Below are 12,139 nucleotides of genomic sequence, written 5' to 3'. Positions count from 1 at the left end.
GCGCCCGATCTTCTTTATTCCACTTGGGGCTAGCGTCAATCAAACGGCTAATGCCCTCAACAAGAAAGTGCCGGTCTTGTCGTAGTTCATCAATGACACTCTGCGTCATTAGAGTTGTTCCAGTTTTCCAGCCTGAATGCGTTGATAGATCTCTTCGCGGTGGACAGCCACCGATTCAGGTGCCTCTATTCCGACGCCGACTTGCTTGCCGCAATCCGCCGCGACAGTGACTCTGATGTCGTTGTTGATGCGGATGGTTTCGCCTAACTGCAGGTCGAGAATCAACATGGTTCTGCTCATTGAAAAGGATGTGAATGACGGCTATTTACTTACTGTCGCCAACGATTTAGAAACCAAGAGCGGATCGCTGGGAGGGGACTGCATTGCCCCCTTAAGAGCGCGACTGGTGTTATTTCCTTTGCTACGACCGAATCCAGCAATAGTTAGCACAACAGCGCATTTAAATAGATTAGATTAAACTACGAGAAAGACACCCCGCGATGTCTCATATAATTCATTGTCTCAAGGCGTCTCTCAACATCGTTTGCTCAACAACCGAGTTGACCGCCGGCATCGTTTTATGCAACCTGAACAATGGGTAGATTGGTAGTTTTGACCTGCTAATACAATAACGCGAAAGGATGCACAGCATGGACGATGAACTCGAACAACGCGCTGCCGATTACGTCAGCAGCGTACTGGGCTTTAACGGCGAACGTATCGACCCGGTGCTGGGTGGGTATCACCTTGGCAATGGCTACCGCTTATATAACCCAGCGCTCAGGCGCTTTACCTCGCCGGACAACATGAGTCCGTTTGGGGCGGGCGGGATTAATCCGTATGCGTATTGCGAAGGGGATCCGATTAACAACACCGACCCCACCGGCCATTTTGGCATCTTCGGCGCGCTCATCAACGCCGGAATGCTGGCCGCTGACTTGCTCACCGACGGCATGGCGTCAGTGGCCGAAGAGGGCGTGATCGTGGCGACAGAAGGGGAATCGATCGCAGCCCGAAAGGCAGCGAAGGTTGGCAGCAAGGCAATTCGCGGTGGCGAAGAAGCCGCGAACATAGCCAAATACGGAAAACCGTATCCCTCCCAAGGCGAACTCGGTCATGCAAATTTCAAACTATTCCGACCTGACACCGAAACGATGGAGGATCGAGAAAGAGCAAAGGGTCTTAAGAGCCTGACTCATCTGATGAATAACGTGGGGGGATATACAGAAAACTTCAACGGAACTGGTGAGCCGGGATTAGTTGCCCATGGAAACACTGGAAAACTACGAATTGTTGATGGATCTAAAGCAGTGAAGGGCCTAGATAAACTTGACGCATTACAATATCTGGATAGCGAATACAAACTGAATCTTTTTCAACAAACCGATACACCATTACACATTTTTGCCTGCGGCACTTCTTCTCCAGACCTTGGCATTAAGCTTGCTGACGCATTAGGGAGACCGATTGTTCTTTACGGAACCGATAATGAGGTGGTAGCGTCCAATGCAAAAAGTTTACTAAGCGGCATGCGCACTGAGATATTAGGCAGAGGCGATGGTTCAGTCACTTTGCTTAACGACTTAGCTGAAGCTGTTAAAACTACATATTTTCCATCATACTACAGGTATATAGGGTAAGCCGTAACCCATGACGCGCCGCAGCACTTATTCCAAGCTGAATAAACGCGGCGTGCTCTACAAGAGCCAAGCGCAAGATCGAGTACTGCAAAGCTCACATACGAGCCAAGGTCGAGCATCTGTTTAGGGTGATCAAGTGCCAGTTTGGATCCGTTGATGGCCATGCTGCGGGTTCATCTGATGCAAAACTGGTTCGGCAACAGCGATCCGGCGATGGAAGAGTCTCTCTACGAAATCACGATTCTGCGCCAGTTTGCCGGGCGGCATTTGTATCGGATTCCGGAAACCACGATCCTCAACTTCCGCCGGCTGTTGGAAAAACATGAGCTGGCCGGTGGGATTTTGCAGGTCATCAACGGCTATTTGGCGCTGGACGACCGCCTTCACCCTTCGGATGATGCGGCTCGATCAACAATCAGGCCTTTCCAGGGCACGACCTGACCCATCTCAATCAGGAAACGCTCACGGCGGGTCTGCTTACGTTTGCCTGCGTACTCGGCATCAGGAAAGACATTTTGCTTCATTGGGGCTCAACCGTTCATTTCGTGGGACAGCCGTATCTCACCAGATTTGGAAGTCTTTTTCAGAGTTTCCTTAAAGACCCGCCCGGAAAATACCCATCGATGCACAACGTACACGTTCGCCTGGCCAATCACTCGGATTGATGCATTGGCCTTGTATCAAAGCCTTAAACAAAAACACATCACACGGCCCTAATCGTAAATATCGGCGCAGAAACGCGCCCTCGCTACATTCCATGTCTCGCCATCTCGCATGGGCGTGTAGTCGAGCTTTGCGCTCACGCCTTAGACTAAACCAAACCATTTGGCGCAGGAAGCGGAGCGGTGGTGTTTAAATGGCTGCCCCCGTGCTCTATACCTTCCAGTAGCTCCTTGATGCATTCCTCATCAGGTAGCTTAGCAAAGTCGAAGTTCATTGAAGTTTGAGTATCAGTGCTTGATGACGAGAGGACTTCTTGGTTATAGGCTAATGAGTGGCGCACATGACGACCAAGGCGAAGAAGCGCAGACAAATCAAATTCCCGACTAACAACCGCCGCATTGAAGATCACCAAATCAAATGGAATGTAGCCAAATTGTACCAAAAGGAGCATCTCACTAAAACTCTGCGCAGTGGCCACACCATAATAACCCAAATGGTTTAAGTATTTTTCTATCAGCCTGCAATTGATGTGACTCTCATCAACAATGAGAAAGCGCAGCCGTTTATTGATCATTCGTGAGCCTTTGACGACGTAGGTAATAAAACTTCGGTAGAGACAGTGAATATTCAGTTCACTTGATTTCTAGATGGCTCTATCCAATATTTTCGTATTCAATCGCTTGCTTCCACAGGTGCCCACCTCAATCACCAGCACGCCACCTGCCGGAGTGCTGCCATTGCCGGTGATCGAATATAGGTAACGGCACAATGCATTCTTCTGAAAGCGGCTTAAGAAATGGACTTCCGCTTCCGTTTCGAGGGGTGATGGGGTGGAAGGGCAAGTACCCGTTTCGATCCAGCGGAATAACGAGAGCCGGCGACCACCTCCATCTGCCCGCCGTCACGTACAAAATCATTCACCTCCTTGACTCGGCGACTACGCAGCCAGGTAATCCAGTGGATGAGCTCGGTGTGCCCCTGCTGCTCTAGCATCTGGGTAAACCGCACCTGCCAACGCTTACACGCTTGCCCGCAAAGCCCTGCACGTCGCTGCAAATCCACCAGGCTTTCGCCATTGATCAGCCCTTGAGCAAACCCCAGCCAGTGTTCCGGATACCCCACTCGGGACAGCAACGTGCCTCGCAGTAAACTCATCTTGCTCCCGCAGCTGGTGCAGCGAAAATCAGGGCGCCGCTCATCGGTACGCTGCATATCAGGCGAACCACACTTCGCGCACACTGCCTGTTGAGTCGTCAACAATAGCTCTAGCCCACTGAGAAACGCCTGGGCTTGGGCGGCAATATGTGGCGGTGGTTCCAGGCTGGCTCGATCTTGCCGTGCTGACCACCAGCGATACAGCGCTGGAAATTCTTTGGCCATCACGGCGCGGCAGGGCTTGATCCAGCGCCACGTGGTACTGGGGGAGATGCCCATCGCTTTGGCAATACCTTGCGTCGGCCAACCGGCTAACAGGTACTGAGCATAGGTCGCCCACAGGTGCATCAGCCCGTACCCCGAAAACGGGGATTTCGACAGACAATTAAACCCCTTGTTGCACGCGACGCAGCGGTAAAAAGGCAGGCGCAGATTTTGACCGGGGTCCAGTCTAAAGCGTGGATGACCGCACGCAGGGCACTCGACCGGTGATTTATTGGGGAGCTCGTGCAGATAGTGGATAAAAGCATCCGCTTGGCTGTGAAATTCGGCGGGTAGGCATCGGTGGTAGTCGGGTGGCGCGGTAGTATCGGACATTGAATTTGTATTTTTCATGTGTATAGGCATCGGCCTGAATACCGCAGCGGTTAAGCACCTGAGCGATGATGTGCGGCACCGTCAGGTGCTGGAAGATCCGCTGGTGGTCGCTGAATTGCAAATAGTGCAGAGCAGGCACCAAGGTCAGGTGATAACGGGTCAGGCGCTTACCCGCTTCACCCATGAGCACATCTTCGATACGCCCGTGAATACCTTCCCCATTCAGACCAAACTGGAGAAACGCCGGCTGGCTGAGCAAACTTTCCAGATCGAAGTCAGGGTTTTCGCTGACCAGTTCAACCTCGATCGCGTACAAACTGCTGATGGTCTCAAGCCCATCAAAGGCCAGCACCTTGAAGTCGTGACGAACCGAGGGAGTTAGCAACGCGAAGTGCGCAGTATTGGCTGGCGCGAACATGCGCTTATCCTTAAGCAGAAAAAAAGGTGATCAGGGCGATAGAAGAAAACCGTCAAACACGGTTTAGCCCGCGAAGCGAAAACGCCCATCATCGGTACCTGAAGCATTGAAGTGCGAGTACTAATGAAGGTAAGGCACATCCAGGCCGAACAGCTGCGTGCTCTTCTTGGGGCGGCAAAGTATCGGAAATCATGTACAATCGTCCAATGCATACTTGAGCGGTGATTAATGTGTTGGACGACTTAATTGGTCTGAGGCGAATTCGGCACCTGGTCATACTGGCTGACGAACTTCACTTTCACGCACGGCGAACCAAACTGACCTTTGAGATTGCAGGCCATATTTCCAACCAGCCGGACACTTGAGTGACTGCACATCGCTTAAGGCACCCCGCCAAATATATTAAACGACAATTCAGCTACCTCACGCCTACTTTTCTGGGGGTTTAAGCGGCCTGCATAACACTGCTTCTCTCTAGAGCTACAATATATTCCATTGCTAAAGAAGTACGACTCCTTATTTAAATCGGTACCATCTCCCATCTTATTTGCAAGTGTTACAATCGCTGTAAAATCCAAGTAAGCTTCTGTCAGCGCAGGTGAAATACCTTTTGCATCGACACAAAAACTTGACTTTCTATCGCATACAACCCCAGGAGTTGGCGAGAAAATCACTGCCTGACTAAAAACGCGTGTCGTGTCAGCAAACACCAGCGTTGATCCCGCGAGTGCGACCAGAGTTATGGATACGAAACTAATTAAAAACGTCTTCATTTAGCTGGTTTCGGCTCTGAAATAAGAATTTAAAGGCTATTGGAAAGTAATCTGGCCAAGTTTTTATAAGACACCAAACCAACAGTGCTATTGAATCGCAGGGCGTAATAATAGCCCTCAACGGACCTATATCGCTTGCTGCTGTAGTACCAGAAGCGACTCGATAACAGCGGTAAAGCGCTTCAATTTTTTATTAACCCAACCAGTCTGACAATTTGCCAATCAGGACGCCGTTCATCGGTATGCAGCATCTCAAGCGAACGACATGTTGAGTCGTCAACAATATTTCTATCCGACGTTAAAAACGTCTGGGATTGTGCAGCAACACCCGCCTCGACCACGACGAGTGGAGTACGAATACACCCCTTTTTAATTGGCAAATTATCTGAATAAGGTCCACAGTCACCCAATGCAAAGTTGAGCAGTGATTAATTCACTGCACAATTAATCAAATTAACGCACCGAAGCGTAACACTGTTACGGGGTTATTCAGACGACCCCTCCAGCGCATTGATCGTGTCGATTTTCGCTTCAATAACGATGCCTTGGTGGATCAGGTTGATAAAGGTTGCCTCTCCTCGCGCCCGATCTTCTTTATTCCACTTGGGGCTAGCGTCAATCAAACGGCTAATGCCCTCAACAAGAAAGTGCCGGTCTTGTCGTAGTTCATCAATGACACTCTGCGTCATTAGAGTTGTTCCAGTTTTTTAGCCTGAATGCGTTGATAGATCTCTTCGCGGTGGACAGCCACCGATTCAGGTGCCTCTATTCCGACCCGGACTTGCTTGCCGCAATCGATCGCCACGGTGACTCTGATGTCGTTGTTGATGCGGATGGTTTCGCCTAGCTGCAGGTCGAGAATCAACATGGTTCTGCTCATTGAAAAGGATGTGGATGACGGCTATTTACTTACTGTCGCCAACGATTTAAAAACTAAGAGCGGATCGCTGGGAGGGGACTGCATTACCCCCTTAAGAGCGCGACTGGTGTTACTTCCTTTGCTACGACCGAATTCAGCAATAGTTAGCGCAACAGCGCATTTAAATAGATTAGATTAAACCGCGAGAAAGACACCCCGCGACGTCTCATATATTTAATCCATTGTCTCAAGGCGTCTCCCAACATCCTTTGCTCAACAACCGAGTTGACCGTCGGCATCGTTTTATGCAACCTGAACAATGGGTAAATTGGTAGTTTTGACCTGCTAATACAATAACGCGAAAGGATGCACAGCATGGACGATGAACTCGAACAACGCGCTGCCGATTACGTCAGCAGCGTACTGGGCTTTAACGGCGAACGTATCGACCCGGTGCTGGGTGGGTATCACCTTGGCAATGGCTACCGCTTATATAGCCCAGCGCTAAGGCGCTTTACCTCGCCGGACAACATGAGTCCGTTTGGGGCGGGCGGGATTAATCCGTATGCGTATTGCGAAGGGGATCCGATTAACAACACCGACCCCACCGGCCATTTTGGCATCTTCGGCGCGCTCATCAACGCCGGAATGCTGGCCGCTGACTTGCTCACCGACGGCATGGCGTCAGTGGCCGAAGAGGGCGTGATCGTGGCGACAGAAGGGGAATCGATCGCAGCCCGAAAGGCAGCGAAGGTTGGCAGCAAGGCAATTCGCGGTGGCGAAGAAGCCGCGAACATAGCCAAATACGGAAAACCGTATCCCTCACAAGGCGAGCTCGGTCATGCAAATTTCAAACTATTCCGTCCTGATACCGAAACACTGAGGGAGCTAGGAAAAACAAAAGATGAATATAGCCTAAGTGATCTGATGAATAGAGTGGGGGGATATACAGATAATTTCAACGGAACCGGCGAGCCAGGACTATATGCCCATTCATGGCCTGGAAAAATGGAATATATCAGCAAGTCTGGAGCAAGAGAATATTTAGATACGATTGACGCATTAAAAAACTTGGACAGTGATTACGGACTAAAACTCTTTGAAAAGACTGATATGCCACTACACATTCTTGCCTGCCATACTTCCTCTCCGACCCTTGGCAGCAAGCTTGCAAAAGCATTGATGAGACCAGTTGTACTTTACGGAGCCAATGACGAGATGGTAGGGGCGTACGCGAAGTCCGTCCTAAGCGGTCTTCGCGGCGTGATAAAAGGTGAGGCCATAGGTGGTTCGGCTATATTGATTGGAGATATTCCCGACGCCATCCAACGGATATATTACCCATAATTTTTTAATTATAAATTGTAGCCCGCAACTTGACACACCGTGCCTATGCTCATCTGCCGACCGCTACAAACCGCCTCTCGACAACGACTGCCGCCACATCCACGTTGACCATCAACATAGTGTTTAGTCACGGCCTTGCACAAGTAGCTCGACCGACGAAAGAACTCGTCCTGACCAAGGTAGTTCTGCCGAGTCAGGTGGAACGTGGCCGCTCTGGGGATATGCAATTGGTTAACGAGACGGCTGTACAGGTTCGCACGCTCAGACCCAATACGGCCCACAGAGCGATAAGCATCACAATTGAGCAACACAATGCGGTGGTAATGCGGTAGACCTTCCTGTCCAAGCTCCCTCACCCAGAAGATCCTGACACAGCTGTCATGGGCCGATCGACTCAATCTACCAGTACACTGACGATCAGATTGATCTGCGCCTCCAGCGAGACCCTGAAGTACGGTATGACCCTATTGGTCATAGTATCGCCAGGTAGTTCATTCCCATGAGGGCGTCTTAGGTCAAACCTGAAGGCAAATACACGGGCGTAGTCATTTAAAGCGTATTGCAGCGCCTGGTACAACTTCTCTAAATACTGCTCAACGAAGAGGCCTTTGTCCATCATGAGTGGGTAGCCATCTCAGACAGATAGCCTGCGCAACGTACCTTTGCGCAAACACTTCACCCCCATGGGCTTGAGGCGCACGTGCTGAGCATCTTTGACCAGGTAGCGCATGGCGTAGTGGACATGGGGACGAATCTCCTGGCCAAGAACACGGCACAGCTGATGACGCCGTTTGCGCTGTCGAATCTATGGCTGGCCCGCCGAAATTTACTGAGCAATACAGGAGAGGTGCGCTGTTATGTGGGGAATAGCCGCCGCGAGGTGCTTGTAGCAACTAAAACGACAGGAGTGAGTGACCTGAGTGTTTTGGATTGACTCGCCACCTATTACTGACTGTTTAGTACTGTTACGTCACCTACAGCATCTACTATCCAATAGTTGTGTGCGCTCCATGAAACTTTGCATGATGACCCAGGTGATAACATTACTCCTTCACCAGCTATACCAGCCATATACAAGCATTCATTAAGAATTAATCTAGCTGTATACGCACTAGCATTTGCATACACAAAATGGTCTCCGGGCTTCATCGCAGCATAAGTGTAAAGTATAACCATATTACTACTAACAGCCTTTGGACTGACCACCCAAGTCGTTCCACTGACAAGACCTGTAATAGTCGTCCCCTCTTCAGAGACCTCATAATAGGGCGCTGCCGATTGGATCGGTCGTTATGCCTTGAATTGATTGGTTCAACAACTTACTGGTCACCAATTCCTGGTCGGCAGGTGGGTACTTCGTTTGATCCTTGGTAATTGTAACGGCGCCATCGACCTCTGGATTCAACTTCGGCAAGTACGCAGCCTTAAGGCCAAGCGGCGTAACTGCCGCTAAATTATCATCGCCCGACCTGACTGCTTCCGGGGTCGCCAACTGCACCCCTCCGATACTATACGTGGTCGCATATTTGAGACAAAGCGAACCACCGTCGTGAGTGTCAAGGCCATACCCCACCCTGACCGTACCAAAGATATTTCCATCCGCCCGAGGAAGGCTGTCTGCCACCGCCACTGTATCGACCGAAAACACACCGTTATTCGATGTGATGCCTGTTCCTGATCTGGCAGTGCCGTAGTCGCTATCAGAAGCATGGCTGAGCTGCCCTGTCAGCACCGGCGTATTTACTGTCAGGGTGCCATTGGCGGAGATAACAACGTTATCCCGCCCTGTTTCACCCCACCAATGACCGACGCCGTCGCCGCTGCGACAGACATCTTGTCATCGCTCATCGACAATCCTACACCCACCTCAATGCCACCCTTTTGCGTTGCGCTCGCTGTTGGTAGCGTATATGCGTGCTCATCCTTCCCCCTTATTGAACGCGCGCTTTTCGGTTAGGCAGACTTTCCCACAAGCACCGATCCGGCAAGCCTCCATTCACGCCTAAATACGGTACCAACCCCGGGTTGAGTTGGGATGAAACGATCCCATCCAAGCTTATCGGTCTGATGGGTCGCATGAAGCCCCGGCGTCATCTGTGTTCCAACTCCCCGCAAAAAGATTCTTTTCGACTGGCTACATCCCTCGCAACCACTCGGCGGGAGCCAGGTGATCCCCACAAGCAGGTTTGACCCGGATTTGTAGCCCGATTGAGGCCTTGCAGTTTCGCGATGGTGAGTACTCTCGAATCATGAAAGGCACAACCGCCGAACCAGATCCCTCATAGGAATGAGAACATGACCGAACACGTCGCCACCTTCAAAGACTCCGACATCCCGGCCAGCAAGTACTCACTCGATTTCGTGCTCGGTTCGATCAAAGGCGCTCTCGAACGCGGGATGAGCGCCAACTCGAGCGACCTTTGGATACCATCAGCTACATTAGGGTGACCTGTGCCATATCAGTGCGAGAAACCTTCACATCGTAATCAGAATTAGTGGATTCCATGGATCTGGTGGGGTATGTTGGAGTAGGATCCGCTGAAGCGGGCTGTTAGAGAATGCTGCATTCCAACGCCGGAATCGAATGTATGACGTAAAAAAGAAATTCACCTTACGAAGGTGTGAACCACCTGGGACACCCAACGATTGGTAAACTTCCGCTGAAGCCGATGAGAATTCTCCGGCGTCAAATTAGGCCAGCCGAGAAAGCGCACCACTTTGAGAATGAAACCGGCCAGAGTATTGGCAAAAACGCCAAGGCGAATCTCACAAGTTTTCGTTTAGGCTGCATGCTCATCCAATCGGAAAGGCAGTTTTTTTGCTATTTTGGTTTCCAAGTATGAGTGTTGATACAACGACTCAACAAGTCCTCAATCAATATCGTGGAACGACTGCGAGCAAATTTTTGGGTCAGAGCCGTGTTACTTACCACTCTTTTTCCCAGTCGCGCCCAGGATATCATTTCTTCAGGGCCAACACGGACGTGCGCTCAGTGATCTTGCTTCGCTTGTCGGTGTATTCGAACTACGAGACGATGTATAGCGCGAGTGTAACTCTCGCAGAGAGAATGGTTGATAAGAATACTCAGTGCACCAGCAACTGGCGCGGCATGCTATTATTGAGATTTAGTCCTAAGTGCGACTCATCGTTATAGTAAGGATTTGCAATCTATAGCTTTTCTGATACATTTTTATTGGAGCAAGAGCACTAGTACTGTTATTGGAGATGAGTAGGAAATTGACCATGTGACATTGATGAAAATCTTAAGTGACAGCAAGCAAATCCAGCGTCACATTAGAAATCTTCGCTGGCCTTACGCCAAGCCTGATTAGACTAATATCACACCCAGTATCAGGGCACTCTAGGAGTGGGTGTTTATTCCTGAGGCATTATGAACACTCAAAACTGTTATTAATGCGAGATATCGCGATTTATTTTCAAGATCATTACCTCCCAAATGGCTGTACACAACCGGAGCGGATGCTCGCGAATATCACCTGATAAAAAATAAAACTTTTGGCACATTAACATTTATAGAGCGGATAAGATATGGCGACTATTGAGGTGTTTTGTTCTTCTAGGATGGTAGAGCCGTCACTTCAGAGTGACTATTGGCGGGAGATTACCCGTCCGGTATTTGATATCTGTAGGCCTCACGCCTCCCCCCACGCAACAATAGAAGGCGAGCTCTTCAGTAGGTCTAATGGTGAGCTGCTTATCGGGCGCACCGAGTTTTCTGCACAACGCTTTTCGCGGTCGAGTCAGAAGATCCAAAGGACAGGGGTAGATGGCTATGTTCTCCAACTGATGATCGCTGGCAATATGCGGGGTGATGTCGGGGAGCGCCGCGTTCAACTCTGTCCAGGCGATATCTACATTCTTGATCTCGGCAGGATTTGCGATAATCACACTAGTTCCGGTGCTCGCCTAACGATGATGATAGAAAGAGGTCGTGTTGAGCAGCTAGTGGGCCGAGCTGACTTACATGGAATGATATTTCGTCGAGGGCAGTCGATTAATCAACTGCTAACCGATTTCTTAACTGCACTTTGGAAACTCTCGCTTGACTTATCTTATGCTGATTCAGTTGTGGCGGTGAATGTTGTTAGCAGGCTCGTCAAGGCCGGGCTTGGCGATCATACGCCGCTGCCTCCGGACGAATGGGGTCTCGCACTGGCCACGCTGCGATTAAATATATTTCGTCACATTGATGCTCATCTCGTGCAGCCCGACCTGGGTGTTGAGTCTATACTAACTCGATTTGGTATCTCCAGAGCGACTCTTTATCGAGCTTTTGAAAACGATGGTGGCGTAGTGACAGTCATTCGCGAAAGACGCCTTAACGCTGCACGTGATTTACTCGCGCGCTCAGATGGCCAACTTATTTCGCAAGTGGCTTTTAGATTTGGATTCGCCAGCCAAAGTCAGTTTTTCAAAGCATTTCGCCACCAATTTGGCTTTTCACCGAGCGACGCGATAGCAATTGAGCCATCAAATGACATTGCGCCGAATATCAGCGAGCTTGCATTTCACTTCTCGGAAAACTCGTTTAAAAAAAGGTAAATAAAGTATAAACAGTAATTTTATTCGGATTTAACTTTGACTCGGCTTGACGGAATGTGATCGAACTGTTTGTTGAAACCAGCTGTCAAGGCCATGAGGTAGTACGGATTTGGTGAATCGACTT

The 12,139-nt window shown here is 50.0% G+C and carries 14 protein-coding genes and 4 pseudogenes; 7 read left to right on the top strand and 11 right to left on the bottom strand.

Annotated features, from left to right (window positions below; genetic code table 11):
- Nucleotides 1–108 precede the first annotated feature (108 nt).
- Entirely contained in the window at nt 109–288 is a 180-nt protein-coding gene (locus KW848_RS30060; RefSeq protein ID WP_218539010.1) for a carbon storage regulator, read from the bottom strand.
- A 362-nt stretch (nt 289–650) separates the two neighbouring features.
- Here KW848_RS30060 and KW848_RS30055 point away from each other — a divergent pair, with 362 nt between their 5' ends.
- The 3 genes and pseudogenes from KW848_RS30055 to KW848_RS30045 form a co-directional block, all read left to right on the top strand.
- A complete protein-coding gene (locus tag KW848_RS30055; RefSeq protein WP_256365326.1) occupies nt 651–1,640 on the top strand; it encodes an RHS repeat-associated core domain-containing protein in 990 nt (329 codons plus the stop codon).
- Between the two features lie 16 nt (nt 1,641–1,656).
- A pseudogene (locus tag KW848_RS30050) lies at nt 1,657–1,789 on the top strand (IS5/IS1182 family transposase); the annotation flags it as partial.
- Nucleotide 1,790: 1 nt separating this feature from the next.
- A pseudogene (locus tag KW848_RS30045) lies at nt 1,791–2,006 on the top strand (transposase); the annotation flags it as partial.
- A 1-nt stretch (nt 2,007) separates the two neighbouring features.
- Here KW848_RS30045 and KW848_RS30040 read toward each other — a convergent pair.
- The 7 genes and pseudogenes from KW848_RS30040 to csrA all read right to left on the bottom strand — a co-directional run.
- Nucleotides 2,008–2,164: pseudogene (locus KW848_RS30040) on the bottom strand (IS5/IS1182 family transposase); the annotation flags it as partial.
- Nucleotides 2,165–2,451: 287 nt separating this feature from the next.
- Nucleotides 2,452–2,877 (bottom strand): response regulator, encoded by a 426-nt coding sequence (locus KW848_RS30035; RefSeq protein ID WP_218539008.1) that lies wholly within the window; start codon nt 2,875–2,877, stop codon nt 2,452–2,454.
- 215 nt (nt 2,878–3,092) lie between these two features.
- Nucleotides 3,093–3,806, bottom strand: coding sequence for a helix-turn-helix domain-containing protein (locus KW848_RS30030; RefSeq protein WP_218539007.1), 714 nt, complete (start codon nt 3,804–3,806; stop codon nt 3,093–3,095).
- A gap of 241 nt (nt 3,807–4,047) precedes the next feature.
- Nucleotides 4,048–4,473: pseudogene (locus KW848_RS30025) on the bottom strand (contractile injection system protein, VgrG/Pvc8 family); the annotation flags it as partial.
- Between the two features lie 380 nt (nt 4,474–4,853).
- Entirely contained in the window at nt 4,854–5,246 is a 393-nt protein-coding gene (locus KW848_RS30020; protein ID WP_218539006.1) for a YcgJ family protein, read from the bottom strand.
- Nucleotides 5,247–5,731: 485 nt separating this feature from the next.
- Nucleotides 5,732–5,935, bottom strand: a complete 204-nt coding sequence (locus KW848_RS30015) for a hypothetical protein (protein ID WP_218539005.1) — start codon at nt 5,933–5,935, stop codon at nt 5,732–5,734.
- A complete protein-coding gene (gene csrA, locus KW848_RS30010) occupies nt 5,935–6,114 on the bottom strand; it encodes a carbon storage regulator CsrA (RefSeq protein WP_218539004.1) in 180 nt (59 codons plus the stop codon). Before csrA ends, KW848_RS30015 begins: the two co-directional genes overlap by 1 nt.
- Nucleotides 6,115–6,480: 366 nt before the next feature.
- Here csrA and KW848_RS30005 point away from each other — a divergent pair, with 366 nt between their 5' ends.
- Nucleotides 6,481–7,452, top strand: a complete 972-nt coding sequence (locus KW848_RS30005) for an RHS repeat-associated core domain-containing protein (RefSeq protein ID WP_256365325.1) — start codon at nt 6,481–6,483, stop codon at nt 7,450–7,452.
- An 8-nt stretch (nt 7,453–7,460) separates the two neighbouring features.
- On the opposite strand, the gene KW848_RS32615 is transcribed toward KW848_RS30005, so the two are convergent.
- The gene (locus KW848_RS32615; RefSeq protein WP_375154746.1) at nt 7,461–7,808 is read right to left on the bottom strand and encodes a hypothetical protein; all 348 of its coding nucleotides are present in this window, start codon (nt 7,806–7,808) and stop codon (nt 7,461–7,463) included.
- Between the two features lie 38 nt (nt 7,809–7,846).
- Complete coding sequence (locus tag KW848_RS32610; RefSeq protein ID WP_375154749.1) at nt 7,847–8,068, bottom strand: inovirus-type Gp2 protein; 222 nt, start codon at nt 8,066–8,068, stop codon at nt 7,847–7,849.
- Between the two features lie 84 nt (nt 8,069–8,152).
- On the opposite strand from KW848_RS32610, the gene KW848_RS29990 reads away from it, so the two are divergent.
- A complete protein-coding gene (locus KW848_RS29990) occupies nt 8,153–8,386 on the top strand; it encodes a hypothetical protein (protein ID WP_218539012.1) in 234 nt (77 codons plus the stop codon).
- A gap of 324 nt (nt 8,387–8,710) precedes the next feature.
- Here the strand turns inward: KW848_RS29990 and KW848_RS29985 are convergent, their stop codons facing one another.
- Complete coding sequence (locus KW848_RS29985; RefSeq protein WP_218539000.1) at nt 8,711–9,184, bottom strand: hypothetical protein; 474 nt, start codon at nt 9,182–9,184, stop codon at nt 8,711–8,713.
- A gap of 563 nt (nt 9,185–9,747) precedes the next feature.
- Here KW848_RS29985 and KW848_RS29980 point away from each other — a divergent pair.
- Nucleotides 9,748–9,900 (top strand): hypothetical protein, encoded by a 153-nt coding sequence (locus KW848_RS29980; RefSeq protein ID WP_218538999.1) that lies wholly within the window; start codon nt 9,748–9,750, stop codon nt 9,898–9,900.
- A 1,101-nt stretch (nt 9,901–11,001) separates the two neighbouring features.
- Nucleotides 11,002–12,015 (top strand): helix-turn-helix domain-containing protein, encoded by a 1,014-nt coding sequence (locus KW848_RS29975; protein WP_218538998.1) that lies wholly within the window; start codon nt 11,002–11,004, stop codon nt 12,013–12,015.
- Nucleotides 12,016–12,139 lie beyond the last annotated feature (124 nt).

Source organism: Pseudomonas sp. PDM25 (assembly GCF_019219045.1).
In the GTDB taxonomy this organism is placed as follows: domain Bacteria; phylum Pseudomonadota; class Gammaproteobacteria; order Pseudomonadales; family Pseudomonadaceae; genus Aquipseudomonas.
This window is presented reverse-complemented; position numbering and strand designations above follow the sequence as displayed.